Annotated in this window: 12 protein-coding genes; 8 read left to right on the top strand and 4 right to left on the bottom strand. The window is 55.4% G+C overall.

What is annotated here, in order from left to right; translation table 11 throughout:
- Positions 1-8 precede the first annotated feature (8 nt).
- From AC2FJC_RS02480 to AC2FJC_RS02495, 4 genes are all read right to left on the bottom strand, one after another.
- On the bottom strand, positions 9-839 hold the full coding sequence (locus AC2FJC_RS02480) for a carbohydrate ABC transporter permease (RefSeq protein WP_109310934.1): 831 nt from the start codon (positions 837-839) through the stop codon (positions 9-11).
- Positions 840-851: 12 nt separating this feature from the next.
- Positions 852-1,718: a carbohydrate ABC transporter permease gene (locus tag AC2FJC_RS02485; RefSeq protein ID WP_108859810.1), complete on the bottom strand. Its 867-nt coding sequence runs from the start codon at positions 1,716-1,718 to the stop codon at positions 852-854.
- 107 nt (positions 1,719-1,825) lie between these two features.
- The gene (locus AC2FJC_RS02490; RefSeq protein ID WP_282154165.1) at positions 1,826-3,127 is read right to left on the bottom strand and encodes an ABC transporter substrate-binding protein; all 1,302 of its coding nucleotides are present in this window, start codon (positions 3,125-3,127) and stop codon (positions 1,826-1,828) included.
- 94 nt (positions 3,128-3,221) lie between these two features.
- A complete protein-coding gene (locus tag AC2FJC_RS02495; protein ID WP_496738274.1) occupies positions 3,222-4,247 on the bottom strand; it encodes a LacI family DNA-binding transcriptional regulator in 1,026 nt (341 codons plus the stop codon).
- 120 nt (positions 4,248-4,367) lie between these two features.
- Here AC2FJC_RS02495 and xylB point away from each other — a divergent pair, with 120 nt between their 5' ends.
- From xylB to AC2FJC_RS02535, 8 genes are all read left to right on the top strand, one after another.
- Positions 4,368-5,804, top strand: a complete 1,437-nt coding sequence (gene xylB, locus AC2FJC_RS02500; RefSeq protein ID WP_496738275.1) for a xylulokinase — start codon at positions 4,368-4,370, stop codon at positions 5,802-5,804.
- A gap of 896 nt (positions 5,805-6,700) precedes the next feature.
- Complete coding sequence (locus AC2FJC_RS02505; protein WP_496725530.1) at positions 6,701-7,267, top strand: hemerythrin domain-containing protein; 567 nt, start codon at positions 6,701-6,703, stop codon at positions 7,265-7,267.
- 8 nt (positions 7,268-7,275) lie between these two features.
- Positions 7,276-8,337 (top strand): glutathione S-transferase C-terminal domain-containing protein, encoded by a 1,062-nt coding sequence (locus AC2FJC_RS02510; RefSeq protein ID WP_496738276.1) that lies wholly within the window; start codon positions 7,276-7,278, stop codon positions 8,335-8,337.
- Between the two features lie 66 nt (positions 8,338-8,403).
- Complete coding sequence (locus tag AC2FJC_RS02515; protein ID WP_496738277.1) at positions 8,404-9,480, top strand: PLP-dependent cysteine synthase family protein; 1,077 nt, start codon at positions 8,404-8,406, stop codon at positions 9,478-9,480.
- Between the two features lie 304 nt (positions 9,481-9,784).
- Positions 9,785-11,224 carry an alanine/glycine:cation symporter family protein gene (locus tag AC2FJC_RS02520; protein ID WP_496738278.1) on the top strand — a complete coding sequence of 480 codons (1,440 nt, stop codon included), beginning with the start codon at positions 9,785-9,787 and terminating at the stop codon, positions 11,222-11,224.
- Positions 11,202-12,161 carry a glutaminase gene (locus tag AC2FJC_RS02525; RefSeq protein ID WP_496738279.1) on the top strand — a complete coding sequence of 320 codons (960 nt, stop codon included), beginning with the start codon at positions 11,202-11,204 and terminating at the stop codon, positions 12,159-12,161. The genes AC2FJC_RS02520 and AC2FJC_RS02525 overlap by 23 nt, the downstream gene beginning before the upstream one ends.
- A gap of 254 nt (positions 12,162-12,415) precedes the next feature.
- The gene (locus AC2FJC_RS02530) at positions 12,416-14,083 is read left to right on the top strand and encodes a sulfatase-like hydrolase/transferase (protein ID WP_282118903.1); all 1,668 of its coding nucleotides are present in this window, start codon (positions 12,416-12,418) and stop codon (positions 14,081-14,083) included.
- A 62-nt stretch (positions 14,084-14,145) separates the two neighbouring features.
- Entirely contained in the window at positions 14,146-15,390 is a 1,245-nt protein-coding gene (locus AC2FJC_RS02535) for a DUF3179 domain-containing (seleno)protein (RefSeq protein WP_496738280.1), read from the top strand.

Below are 15,390 nucleotides of genomic sequence, written 5' to 3' on the forward strand. Positions count from 1 at the left end.
AGTCTTCCTTATTTCACAGCGCCGAAAGTCAGGCCGCGGACAAGTTGTTTCTGGCTGAACCAGCCAAGGATCAGGATGGGTGCAATCGCCATGGTCGAGGCCGCGCTAAGCTTGGCAAAGAACAAGCCTTCGGGGCTGGAATAGCTGGCGATGAATGCAGTGAGTGGGGCCGCGTCGACGGCCGTCAGGTTTAGGGTCCAGAACGCCTCGTTCCAAGCTAAGATAAAGTTCAACAGAACGGTCGATGCGATGCCGGGGATGGCCATGGGTGTCAGGATATAAAGGATTTCCTCTTTCAGCGTCGCACCGTCCATCCTTGCCGCTTCAAGGATTTCCCCCGGAATTTCGCGGAAATAGGTGTAGAGCATCCAGACGATGATCGGCAGGTTGATCAGCATCAGCACCACGACCAGCCCGCCGCGACTGTCCAGCAAACCCAGCTGAATGAACAGCAAGTAGATCGGGTACAGAACACCAACTGCGGGCAACATCTTTGTGGACAGCATCCACAACAGAATGTCCTTGGTGCGTCTGGACGGAACAAACGCCATCGCCCAGGCTGCGGGTATCGCGACGATTACACCCAAAAGTGTTGATCCGCCTGCGATGATGACTGAATTCCACAGGAACCGCATATAGTCAGAGCGTTCCTGCACGATGGCGTAATTTTCGAGCGTCCAGTCGAAGTTGAGGAAGATCGGTGGGCTTGCAATCGCCTGCGCCTCGGTCTTGAAGCTGGTCAGGATCGTCCAGAGGATCGGGAAGAAGATCAGCAGACCTACGGCCCAGGCAAGGGCGGTGTTTAGTGTTTTGCGTTGTGTCGTGACGGTGCGGGCCATGGTTTTGTCTCCTCACGCGTCCAGGTTTTTGCCGACAATGCGCATCAGGAAGATGGCAACGATATTGGCAAGGATGATTGCATAGACACCACCGGCAGATCCGAGGCCAACGTTCTGGCTTTCCAACACGCGCTGGAAGATCATGTAGGTCAGTGTACGGGTGCCGAAGGCGCCGCCGGTGGTCACGAAAATCTCGGCGAAGATCGACAGTAGAAAGATCGTCTGGATCAGGATCACAATCGTTATGGCGCGACCAAGATGCGGCAGGATGATGTGATAAAAGCGTTTCAGAACCGGCGCGCCGTCCATCTCGGCTGCTTCCAGCTGTTCACTGTCCAAGGACTGTATAGCGGTCAGCAGGATCAGCGTAGCAAAGGGCAGCCACTGCCAGGATACGATCATAACGATTGAGGTCATCGAAGCCTCGGACAGCCACGAAATCGGCTCAGCCCCGAAAAAGCGCCACAGATGGGCCAGCAAACCGTTCACCGGGTCCATGAACATGTTCTTCCAGACCAGCGCTGATACGGTCGGCATGACAAAGAATGGCGCGATCACAAGGATGCGGACAACGCCCTGCCCCCACATGGGCTGATCCAGAAGCATGGCCAGCAGAATGCCCAGAATGACCGTAATCACCAGCACGCCGCCAACGATCACCAATGTTGCTTGAACCGCGGGCCAGAAGGAACTGGAGGATACGAAACGAACGTAGTTGTCGAACCCGACCCAACCCAGATCACCTCCACGCAGCGGAAGGTACTTCTTGAAAGAAAAATACAGCGTCATCGTCAGAGGCACGAGCATCCAGCCAAGCAGCAGGACCACTGCGGGTGCCATCATCAGGCGGGCAACTGATCGAGAATGTTGAGTAGCCATAACGCAAACCCTCTCTGTTCAGGCGTAACTCAGCCTGCGAGAAAAACGCGAATTGTGGAAGGGTTGAACGGGTGGGCAGACCTCTGCCCACCCGTTGGGAGGATGCCTCAGTAACCGGCGGCTTCCATTTCTTCAGCTGTGAAAGCCTGCGCTTTGGCAAGTGCTTCCTCAACCGTTTGCTGTCCGGCATATACCGCCGAGAACTCCTGGCTCACCTGTGTGGCAATGCCTGCGAATTCCGGGATCGCGGCAAACTGGATGCCAACATACGGGACGGGTTTTACCGTCGGGCTGTTCGGATCAGCTGACAGGATCGAATCCAGCGTCATCTTGGCGAAAGGAACCTTTTGGTATTCCGGATTCTCGTACAGAGACGTACGTGCACCCGGGGGAACGTTTGCCCAACCTTCGCTTTCGGCCACTAGCTCAATGTAGTCCTTTGAGGTCGCCCATTCGATGAATTGCTTGGCAGCGTCTTCTTGCTGTGTACCGGCAGGAATAGCCAGTGCCCACGCCCAAAGCCAGTTGGACCGTTTGCCCAATCCGGTGTCAGGTGCCAGCGCAAACCCTACTTGATCCGCGACCGTGGAGTCGTCCGGGTTGGTTACGAACGAAGCCGCAACTGTCGCGTCGATCCACATGCCGCATTTGCCCTGCTGGAACAGTGACAGGTTTTCGTTAAACCCATTGGTGGCATAGCCGGCAGGACCGGATTCGTTCATCATTTCAACGTAGAAATTCAGTGTATCTGCCCACTCGGGCTGATCGAACTGAGGCTTCCATTCTTCGTCGAACCAGCGGGCACCGAATGAATTGGACATCGCAGTGATAAAGGCTCCGCCTTCACCCCAACCGGCTTTGCCGCGAAGGCAGATGCCGTTGATCTCGGCGTCGCGGTCGGTCATCGCGGCGGCGGCCTCTTTGATGAACTGCCAGGACGGTGCCTCAGGCATTTCCATGCCCGCCTTTTCCATAAGGTCAGTGCGATACATGATCATCGAGCTTTCACCATAAAACGGCGCCGCGAAAAGCGTTCCGTCATGGCTTAACCCACCTGCCATCGCAGGCAGAATGTCACCAACGTCATATTCTTCGGACAGGCCATCCAGCGGTACCAGCCAGCCATTCGCGCCCCAGATCGGCGTCTCATACATGCCGATTGTCATGATGTCGAACGTACCGCCCTTGGTCGTGATGTCGGTAGTTACGCGCTGACGCAGCACGTTTTCTTCCAACGTCACCCATTCGACGTCAATGCCGGTCGCCTCGGTGAATTTATCGGTATAGCCCTGCATCCGGATCATGTCGCCGTTGTTCACGGTCGCTATTGTTAAGGTGTCCGCATGAGCTGCTGCCGTCGCGACGAGTGTCATTGCAGTCGCCGCACGAAGTGCGTTTCTCAAATACATCCCTGTCCTCCCTGAGCTTGGATGTCGTACAGAGAACCTAATGCGAAAGTTGTCGCGGCGTCAATGAAAACTTTACGCGCGTTAAATTTTGGGACTACGCAGAATCCCTCAAAACCAGTCTGGCAGGGAACAACGTTTCCGACCGCGTTTCAAATTTCCCTCCACTTTCAATGAGTTCGAACAGAGTTTCAACGCTACGCCCGGCAACGTTGTCATAGTCATGCGCAGCCGTGGTCAGAGAGGGGCACGTAAACTTTGCGAAGGGATGATCGTCATTTGAAGCCAGACGCAGCGCGCAATCGTCCCGTCGCCCGACCCGAATCCCTTGCTCGTAGCAGGCTGCCAGAAAGCCGATTGCCAGCCGGTCATTGCTGCACAGGACCGAGTTTGTTCGCAGCTCATTTTCCGCCAGAACTTTCAGCGCACCCTTGTGACCGATCTCTTCAAACGCCCAGCCCTTACCGTCGACTCTGATGATATGCGGCTCGAACCCGAGACGCTCCATGACTTCAACATAGGCTTTTCGGCGTTTATTGGCGTTCGGGTTTGCAGGCGTTCGCATTTCGAAGAATGACGGGGGCTCGCCCGTCCGGATCATGTATTCCACGGTTTGCGACACAAAGCTGAAATTGTCCGACCCGATAAACGCGGCACCTAGACCGTCAAGGTTACTGTCGAACAAAACAGTCGGCACATTGGCGCAAAATCTTTCGATCACTGATTGATCTGAGGTCCGTCCCAATGGCGCTAACAAAACCCCGGCAGGCTTCATGGATTGCAGCCCGTCCAGAATGTCGTTTTCCAGTTTTTGTTCACCATGAGAGCTAAAAAGGGACGGACGATACCCCGCCGCAATACAGCTTTGTTCCAAATAGCGTGCGATTTCGGCAAAGAACGGATCAGCCAGATAAGGCACGACGATGCCGATATTCTTGGTTAGCTTCCGGTTCTGGTTCACCGCATAAATATTGGGGCGATAGTCGAACCGCTCCAGCGCCTCTTCGATACGGGCCCGTGTTGTCGGGCGAACGCTGTCGGGATCTTGAAAGTACTTGGATACCGTAGGCCGCGAGATGCCACTGAGGGCCGCGAACTCTTCCATATTCTTTATTTTGGTCATGTCAGTCTGCCTGCGGATCTGAGCCGCCTTGATCTTATCATATTTTTACATATTCTTTGCGCGCGCTAAAAAATCAATAGCCATGCAAGGTCCGGGCGTTTCTGCGGGCAAGGGGATCGTATGTTTCTCGGGATTGATATCGGAACGTCTGCGGTCAAACTTGTCTGTGCGGATACCGATCGAATTCTTGCCACGTCTTCAGTAGACATAAAGACTTCCTCGCCACAGCCCGGTTGGTCAGAGCAGCACCCAGACATTTGGTGGCAGGCGACTCTCGATGCATTGAGCCAACTTGCAAAACAAGTCCCGCTGTCGGATGTGCAAGGCATCGGGTTGTCCGGTCAGATGCATGGGGCCGTTTTGCTGGATCGCGATCTGCGCCCGATCCGCCCGGCGATCCTGTGGAATGACAGTAGAGCGATACGTGAATGCGTTGAACTGCGCGCAGCCCAACCGCAGATTGGTCACATCGCTGGCGTCCTCCCTTTGCCGGGTTTCACGGCACCCAAAATCACCTGGTTGAAACAACATGAGCCGGCACAATATGCCCGGCTTGCTCATATCCTGCTGCCCAAGGATTACATCGGGTTATGCCTGCATGGTGAGTTGGCAACCGACACCTCCGATGCAGCCGGTACAATGTGGCTCGATCAGGCATCGCGAAAATGGCACGTCGGAATTGCCGAGGCCGCTGATGTAGCGCCCGATTGGCTGCCGCAGGTTTTCGACGGCCACGTCGTCGTCGGAACCGTGACGGCGCACGCCGCAGCTGAAACCGGGTTGAAACCAGGCGTGCCCGTCGTTGCGGGAGGCGGAGACGCGGCAACCGGGGCGATATCTCTGGGCGCGACCGAACCGGGACGTGGCTTTATTTCCCTCGGGACGTCCGGCCAGCTGTTCGTGGCGGACCGTCGGTACAAGCCTAATCCTGAACGCTATGTGCATGCGTTCGCACACACTTTGCCCGACCGTTGGTATCAAATGGCGGCGATGTTGAACGGCGCAAGGCCAATTTCTTGGATTGGCGGCCAACTGGGGCTGTCCGCTGCCGAAGTTGTTGCGCTTGCTGAAACGGTCAGCGGTGATCGTGGGCCGATTTTCCTGCCGTACTTGACAGGTGAACGCAGTCCCCTCGGGGATCCGCATATTCGCGCCTGTTTCTTTGGTCTTGAGGATTCGACAACGCGCGCGGACCTCTGTCGTTCCGTGGTCGAGGCAATTGCCTTTTGCTTTGCTGACGCCGCCCAGAGCTTCGGAGACACGATAGACAATCTCCCGGAACTGGCAGCAATTGGAGGAGGCAGTCAATCGGATCTCCTGCTGGGCCTGATCGCTACAGTGACGGGCAAGCCCATTTTGCGTTCGGAAGGAGCGAGTTCCGGTCCGGCCTATGGCGCTGCCCGTCTGGCAGCCTGTGGCAATGGTGCTTTGGGTAAAGCCGATCTTGCGCTTCAGCCACCAACATCGGATCGGTTCGAGCCCGCTGATATGGCCCCGCTCTTCCAGCGATTGAAGCGATTTCGCAGGCTCTATTCTGCAGTGAGCACTATCTATTAGGCGCAGGACCCATTGATTTCCATTGGGCTTCGTGTGTCCCGGTTCGAACACCGAGCGGTGAACATGCCTGATCTTTTCTCACTAACGGATGCGCAGATGGTGCGTCTTGTGCCCCTCTTCCTTAAGTCCCACGGTAGGTCGCACGACGATAACCCACCTGTGCTGATTGGATTCCCGGACCGGACAGGCGTGACACTGGAACGGGCGATGCTGCCACTCGGAGGGATGCCTTGCGCTATTCGGACGCTGCTAGCCGCTGTGCATCTCTAGCGAGCAAAGGTGGAATTGAGCATTTTGCCGTCGGGTCTAAGCCGGGGATACGCGTAGCCGCAGGTTGCTGGCGTCTGAAGAGACCAACGTTGACCCCGTAGAGTTCGGCAACCTGTCTCATGCTGTTGTTATGCCAAAGTTGAAAATACCAAGAAATGTTCTGTGGTTGATGAGTACCCTCTCGATTACTTTCACGCCTATCATATCTGATTTTTTTCGCGACTTCATAAACCTCTGAACACTCAGGGTTTGCGGTCGCATTCATTGTTTGTCGATCCATGCGATCTTGTTGATTTCCTGAGAGATTTTCAAACCATTCGAACAGCCGCATCACGGCTCAACATCAGCGAGAACGCCGTACCGACCATAATTTCAAAAAGGGAGAAATGCGCCTGCCACCGAGGGTGGCGAAATGCCGCTTTACCGCAGGGTCCAAACTCTCGCTATGCAGCGCAATTTCCTCGCCTGAACTTCTGGTTTATTCTGCCAGAGCTTGGCATGCGCACCAAACTGGCAAATTTGAGCGACACAAAACTAACGATGTGCAGTGATAGACACCAACTGTGCACCTTTGAGCCTAACGGTACGAGTTTTCCACACACATGTTTGCGGAAAGGAGTAAGCGCATGCTTGATACATACAACATTCGCACCGCTGATATGCCGGGCGAGATGCAGATCTTGCTCGATCAATATCCACGCGACAGCTGGGAAGCACACCCTGGCTTCACCGAGAAAACCCGCCACTGGCTGGGTGCCCATCTGATGTTTCGGCGCCTTGCCCGGCTGGTTCGCTCCGATGCAGAAAGCTATCTTGAAAAGGACCTGTCCCCCGAAGAGTATGCCGCGCGCCTGTCCTATTACGGAAACGCGCTAGTTGGAAACTTGCACGGCCATCACGGTTGGGAAGATCATAGCTACTTCCCCGAGCTTTCTGCTGCGGATGCCCGTTTTGACGCCGGGCTAGAGGTTTTGGAAAAGGATCATGCCGATCTCGATCTGGTCCTTGACCAATACACACGGACGGCCAATCGTGTGATAAAGCTCATTCAATTGGATGAGGCTCAGGCCCGATCCGAAGTCGGATCTCTGCGCGACACCTCAGAGGCCATCGAGGCCTTTCTGAAACGGCACCTGAGCGATGAGGAAGACCTTGCGGTTCCGATCATCCTGCACCACCGCCTGAGAGGGTAAGGCCACGCATGACCGACCATTCCAAACAGGAAGATCAGGCCCACGCCTCAGAACGCCGCGCACGAGGAGAATTCGTGCGCGGCGTCAGTGGTTTTCGGCATGCAATCGGCGAACCGAAGTTTCCGGCCGAGCCTGGGCGATATCACCTGTTTGTCGCCCTCAATTGCCCGTGGTGCCATCGGGTGACGCTTGCCCGCAACATATTGGGACTGCAGGATAGCATTTCGATGGATGTGGCCTTTCCCAATCGCACCACAGAAGACGACCCAGAGGGTCCGAACAACTGGCAATTCGCGCCCGAGCTTGTTGCGTCGGCGACTGGGGCGACGTTGCCTGAATGCACCTTGGAAACCGCAACGGGACAAGTGTTCAGGCTGGTTCGCGACATTTACCGTGCGGAAGGATCAGACGAACGTTCAGTTCCGATCCTCTATGACAAAAAGACCAGCCGCATCGTCAACAACGAAAGCGCTGAGATCATCCGTATGTTGAATGAAAATGCGGCGCTGCTGAGCAGTTCGAGCAATGAAACCAGCCGGCCAAACCTTTACCCGGATGATCCAGCGATCCGGACTGAAATTGACGAATTGAACCAGCAAATCTTTGTCGCCATCAACAACGGGGCCTACAAAGCCGGGTTCTCGTCTGATCAAAACGTCTATGCCGCCAGTTTCGGGACTTACTTCAAAACATTGGCGCAGTTGGAAAATCGGTTGGCCAGCGATGGCAGACCTTTTCTGACCGGGGACCGATTTACAGAAGCCGATCTGCGGCTTTTCCCGACACTCTACCGCCATGACCCGGTTTACTACCTGCGCATGAAGCTGAATGGCGCCAAGATTCTTGACTACCCTCACCTCTGGCGCTGGCTTTGTCGCGTCCATGATCTGCCCGGAGTGGAAGCAAGCAGTTCACTGGATCACTGTCGGCAAGGGTACTTCGGCCGAAGCTGGAATGGTGTTATTCCCGCAGGCCCGTTTGTTCCCATGGCGTATCCCAAAGCTTATGGGCATCCGGAACTGGCAGATCAGCGTGTAACCCCGTCGGTCATTTCCAAGACGAATGTTTAAAGCGCCGAAGCCGCGAAATTAGTATAAACTGGCTCGGATGTTACCAACCGAACGAGGGGTATCGCTATGGGAATTCGGCAGACTAAAGGACGCAAACGGCTTTATGATAGTGTTCTCGACACCGTAGGTGACACACCCTGTATCCGGATCAACAGGATCGCCCCATCACATGTCACGGTCTATGTGAAATTCGAGGCTTTCAATCCCGCGGGTTCGGTCAAGGATCGCCTCGCGCTGAACATTATCGAGGCGGCGGAACGCGACGGGCGACTGAAACCCGGTCAAACCGTTGTCGAGGCCACTTCCGGTAACACCGGGATCGGCCTTGCGATGGTATGCGCGGCCAAAGGGTATCCCCTTGTGTTGACCATGGCCGACAGCTTCTCGGTCGAGCGTCGCAAGCTGATGCGCTTTCTCGGCGCAAAGGTCGTGCTGACGCCGCGCGCGCAAAAGGGCTTTGGCATGTATGTCAAAGCCAAGGAACTAGCCGAACAGAATGGATGGTTTCTGGCCAGCCAGTTCGAGACGTCGGCAAATGCCGATATTCACGAGAACACCACTGCCCGAGAAATCATGGCAGATTTCGAAGGTGAGCGGCTGGACTACTGGGTCACCGGCTATGGCACCGGCGGGACCGTTTCCGGTGTCGCACGCGTTCTTCGCGCAGAGCGCCCCGGCACGAAAATCATCCTGACAGAACCCGCCAACGCGGCGATTGTGTCATCGGGTTATACAAACACCCGCAACGAGGGTCACCAACCCACCGAAAGCCATCCGAATTTTGAACCTCACCCCATCCAAGGCTGGACCCCAGACTTTATCCCATGGGTTCTGCAAGAGGCGATCGACAAGGATTACTATGATGAATTGATCCCTGTCCCCGGTGCCGAGGGGATTGAATGGTCCAGACGGTTGGCGTCGGAAGAAGGGATTTTTACGGGAATATCCGGTGGCTCGACGCTTGCTGTTGCTATGAAAGTGGCCGAGCAAGCGCCACAGGGATCCGTTTTTCTGGTGATGTTGCCAGACACGGGCGAGCGCTATCTCTCCACGCCACTTTTCGACGGGATCGAAGAAGATATGACCGAAGACGAGCGTGCGATTTCGATGTCGACACCTTCGGCACAGATGGCCGCTGAATAGGCAAAGCACACTTCATCTGGACGCTTCTATGACTATGGCATTCGGGACGGTCTGCGCCCCGAATGCGCTTTTCGCAGCGCGCTCACAACCTTCGGAACACGCAGGTCAGTCTGTAGTTGAAGCCGCGCAAAAAGACGTCATCCGAATGAATTCTCATCGTTAAATCAATTGTATATGTCGGGACGTTTCGCCGATTTTCGGGTTTGAAGCTTGACTCGACAACCCTCCCTTCGTGCATGATGGACGAATAAGCATCGTATTTTAGCTGCTTTTTCGAACGGTCTAAGTTCTCAGGAGGCGGACGATGGAAGCAATTGTTAACGGCATTAACTCTATTCTTTGGAACTACGTCCTGATCTACGGGTTGCTCGGCGTCGGCATATTTTTTACCATTCGTCTGGGCGCGCTGCAGTTTCTACATTTCGGCGAGATGATCCGTGTTCTGACCTCGTCCAAATCCACTGACAAACGCGGAATTACACCGTTTCAGGCACTGACCGTTAGTCTGGCGTCACGCGTTGGCACCGGAAACCTGGCCGGTGTCGCCGTGGCTTTAACCTTGGGTGGCCCCGGCGCAATTTTCTGGATGTGGATCGTAGCCTTGGTCGGGATGGCCACGGCCTATTCTGAAAGCACACTGGCGCAACTTTACAAGGTCACGTCTTCGAACGGGCGGTTCCGTGGCGGTCCTGCTTTTTACATGGCCAATGCCCTGAACGCGCCCTGGGCCGGGGTGATCTTTTCGATCTGCCTGATCGTCAGTTTCGGCCTGGTTTTTGTCGCCGTCCAATCCAACTCAATCGCTGAGGCGTTCGAAGGCGCGTTCGGGTTGAACAAATTGATTGCTGGTCTGGCGCTGGCGGCTGCCGCTGCTGTGGTCATCTTTGGCGGCATCCGAACCATTGCGCGATTTGCCGAAATCGTCGTGCCGCTCATGGCTGGGCTTTACCTGTTGCTGGCCTGTGTTGTCGTTGTCCTGAACCTGCCACAGGTGCCTGCAATGCTGCGGTCTATCGTTGCAGGAGCCTTTGGCCTTCAGGAAGCCGCAGGCGGCGTCACAGGTGGCGTGATGGCAGCAGCGCTCAATGGTATCAAGCGCGGGTTGTTTTCAAACGAAGCTGGCATGGGTTCGGCCCCCAATATCGCAGCTGTTGCCACACCGGCTCCGCACCACCCGTCGAGCCAGGGTTTGGTTCAGGCGTTTGGTTGTTTCGTGGATACGATACTGGTCGCCACCGCGACCGCATTGCTGATCCTGCTGTCTGGCGCCATCGAACCGGACGGAGCCACCGGTATGCGGTTAACTCAGGATGCGGCAGCGGTCCATCTGGGTGAGATCGGCCGCCATTTTATCGCAATCGCAATCGTGTTTTTTGGCTTTACGTCGATATTGGGCAATTACTCATACGCAGAAAACGCCATGACGTTTCTGAAGCTGGAAGGCAAAGTGCCCATCTACATCTTGCGCCTGGGTTGTCTTGCCATGGTCGTCTGGGGCGCGGTGCAAGCGGTCAGCACAGTGTTCAATTTTGCAGATGCAGCCATGGGCGTAATGGCAACCATCAACCTGGTCGCCATCGTGCTGCTGTCGGGCACAGTGTACAAACTGACTGTGGACTACTTCACGCAGCGCAGACAGAATCTTGAGCCCCGCTTTGTGGCAAGCAAATTCCCTGAATTTGACAAAGGCGTGGACCACTCTGTCTGGACGGAGGAGGCATATGCCGAGACCCAGCGTGATTGAAACCGGTGAGTTGCAGGTCATTTTGGATGACATCGCCGATCGCGTTGCCGGCATGTCGGAACGCGGGAAGGTCGCCCAATATATTCCCGAACTTGCCAGCGTTGACCTGAACCAGTTCGGCATCGCTGTCGCACCCATTGACGGCGCGCCTGTTTCGGCCGGAAATGCGGACACGCTGTTTTCCATTCAAAGCATTTCCAAGGTTTTTTCGCTGACAGAGGCCCTGCAACATGTGGGCGCGACCCTTTGGCAACGTGTGGGGCGCGAACCTTCCGGCGATCCGTTTAATTCAATCGTCCAGCTCGAACATGAACGTGGAATTCCCAGAAACCCGTTTATTAACCCCGGCGCCATCGTCGTGGCCGACGTTCTGCTAGAAGACCGAAGCTCTGATGAGGCGGTCAATGATGTACTGAACCTTTGCCGGACGCTCGCAGAGGATGCGTCCATTCAAGTGGATAAAGCCGTTGCAGACTCCGAGATGCGGACAGGGTCCAGAAACAGGGCACTTGCGCATTTCATGAAAGCCGAGGGAAACCTAAAAGCGCCAGTCGAAGATGTTCTGTCGCTGTATTTCCGCCAATGCAGCATCGCCATGTCGTGCCGTCAATTGGCGGTTGCGGGCCGATATCTGGCCGCCGCGGGGCAGAACCCGGCAGATGCTTCAACCGTTCTGTCCGCGCAACGCGCCCGCAGAGTGACTGCGCTGATGATGATGTGCGGATCTTATGACGCCTCGGGCGAGTTTGCATTCCGCGTTGGACTTCCTGCCAAAAGCGGTGTCGGCGGTGGCATCCTGTGTATCGTACCAGGCATCGCAGCGGTCACAGCATGGAGCCCGGGACTGGACGCAAAAGGCAACTCTCATTTGGCTAGCATTGCATTTCAGGAACTGGTCCGCGCGACCGGATGGTCGGTGTTCGGGCCAAGTGCTTGACTGCCGAAACACACAGTTCACTCACGCCGCTTCTCTCGAATATTTCGCGTGGTTTTGCGCAACCTTCTGGGGTTCCTCCTGTCAGCCGCTAAGACACGTGGCATCCGGCCGGCGTGTGACTGACTTTCCCAAGAAATCTAGAGGTTACCTCCATCCGGCTTTTGCAGCGTAGCGTTTCAACAGCAAATATAATAATGTTTCAATATGACAAACAGCCTGCGCCGTGGAGTCGGTATTCTGAAGGGGAGATTGGAATGAAATTGCAGTGTGTTTTTGTGTTGTCGATGGGCTTTGCTGCCTTATCGGCTGAAGCGCAGGAAAACCCAATTCAACACGATGCGGAATTCTATATCCTTCAAGCACAGCTTGGATCGCAATGGGCCCAAGATGACGCAGCCGTTGACCAAGCATTAGCTGCGTTTCGGGAAGGTAACGGTGGAAACCCTCCAAATATCGTCAGTGTGCTGATCGATGACTTGGGCTTTGGGGATATGGGCATCCCAGAGCTGAATGCAGTACGCGGGTATGAAACACCGAACATTAATGACTTCTCGGATCAGGCCATGCGGATGGTTCGGATGTACACCGAACCATCGTGCACGCCGACGCGCGTGGCACAAATGACCGGACGCCTGCCTGTCCGTATGGGTATGGGGAACACACAAGTTGATATTGCCGGAGAAGGCCTGCCGGGTGGCGAAATTACACTCGCTGAAGTGCTTAAGCAGGCCGGCTACTCCACGAGTCATGTTGGCAAATGGCATATGGGTGACATTTCAGAAAGCTGGGCAATGAATCAGGGGTTTGACTATGCCCAGCATGCGATTCATCAGCAGGGGCAGTTAACCATATTCCACGATGACGCGATTAAGGAGCAGGTTTCCGTAGCCATCAACGATTATGACGACAAGTATACTGTCGACAAGTGGTTCCGCCCCGACGCCTCGGCCATGATGACCGTGATTGAAGGCGAGGCCGGGGGTCCCATCCGCGAAATTAGGATGAAACCCGGCGAACGTTGGAACGCGGCCAAGTATGACGAGATGAACCAAGCCTTCCAAGACAAGACCATGGAAGAACTAGAGCGCTTGGCTGGTGGCGAGGATCAGTTCTTCCTGCAATACTGGCCGATGATCCCACTGGACAACACACGGACCGGCCGGACCGGACCAAAAAGCGCAAATGGCGGCCTTTATGTCGACAAAATGCAGCTACTTGACCAATGGCTTGGAGATCTCTTTGCCAAGATTGACGAGCTTGGATTGGCTGAGAACACCATCGTTATTGTAATGGGCGACAACGGCCATTTTACCAAATATTCACCGCAATCTGGGTTCACACCGATGATCTTCCGTGGCGGCAAGGCCGACACCACTGAAGGTGGCGTACGAGTTGACGCCTTTATCCGATGGCCCGGCATGATCGAAGCGGACGGGCTGCTCAACAGTATCATCCACGTCTCGGACCTTTATACCACCTTGTCGCGCTTTGCCGGTGCTGATGAGTTCATACCGCGCGACCGCCTGATTGACGGAGTGGATCAATCCGCTGCGCTACTTTTCGACGATGAATCCAAATCGCGTCGCGATCACGTGATCATCTATTCGGACAAAAAACCCGAGGCGATCGTCAAGGATCAGCTCAAACTCATCTTGCCGCCTCCGGGCAAGAACCCGATCGCGGCCAAGTTCTTTGACCTCTATCGAGATACTCGTGAAGAATTTTCAGTCTCGACCGAGGTTGGCGCATGGGGCGGCCAGGAATTTGTGCGCATCTTGGGTCGTCACATGGCACGAAAGGAAAAATTCCCGGATGTGCCTCCAGCATATGGCGCGCCCTACGAGGGGATCGAAAACACCCGCCCCGAAACCCAGCTAGCCGTCGACGCGTTTCTCATAAAACGCGCGGCACCACAGCAATAATCCCTGACCGCCCGCAGTTTTCCCGCAGGCGGCCTATTGGAACCCGAAAATAGGATAACCATATGGCAGGAAACATCATTTTCGCTCTGGGTTTAGTCGTTTCACTGGGTATCGGGTTCGTCTATTTCCGCGATCTTGGCGACATTTCGCAAATGGTGCTTAAGGTTAAACGCAAAAACATGATCCGGTTTATCCGGCACGAATACCGCCTGATCGCAGTGGGGTTGAGCGGATTTGCCATCGCTACGCTTGCGCATTTCATTCTGGGCGGCGGCCCGTTCTGGCTGTGGCTGATTGCGGCGCTGCTAGTTTTGGTTTTGTATGGATTTCCCTATGTGTGGGTCCATCTGGGGCTGAGGAACCAACTCAACACTGCGGCCTTCTTTCCTATTGCCGAGGCGCAAAAATTCATCGGCCCGACCGCGCCGGTCATCGTTATTGAAAACAATGGTCACGCCCGCGCGCATCCCGATGCGCAAATCATGCGACCCCACTTGGCCGGCAATGCTGACGGGCTGGGTGGCGAAGATATCGTCATGACCTTTTGCGCGATGGCCAACCTTGGGCAAGGCTATGCCCCACGCATCGAGGGCAACCGACTGGATCTTGAAGTTCTGGCCCAACACGGCAACAACCTGATCCTGCGGGACAACGAAACCGGGGAACCCATCCAGCAGATCTATGGGTTTCGCGAGACGGATCGCGATACTGGCGCGGATGGGCCCGCCTGCCCTGTGCGCCCCGAAGCAAAGATGCAGCCCTGGCCCACTTATCGGATGACGTTCCGCGGATTTCAAAAAGCGTTTCCCGATGGCGAGGTGTATCTGAACACGCCCTCGCCGAACCCGTTTTTGCGGCTGCTGGATATGGTGACGGAAATTACGTTTGGCTGGGGGATCGCGCGCCAGCATCAGGAGGATGCGCCCGTCATGGACAATATGGACAGTTCGGACGACCGGCTTCCGAACAAGACCTATGTCTGGGGGATCACGATCGGCAACGACGCTGCCTGCTGGACCGATGATTTCGTGGTCGAGAATGACTGGATCGTAAACGCAAATGTCGGTGGGCGTGACGTAGTTGTCAGTCTGGACCCAAAGTACGAAAGCCTTGGCGTTTGGTACAATGACAGAGGTCAGCCCATCACCCGCTGCGATTTCTGGGGAATGTCGGATCAGGGAAAACTGCAACGCGTCGAGACCCTGCGTGCCGGTGTATTCTGGCATGTCTGGTCCGAGTTCTTTCCGGAAACCGATATCAACCGTGTCGGTACGCGCGTACAACAGCCTGGCGAAGCCGCTGAATGA

Source organism: Ruegeria sp. CDSB117 (assembly GCF_059611005.1).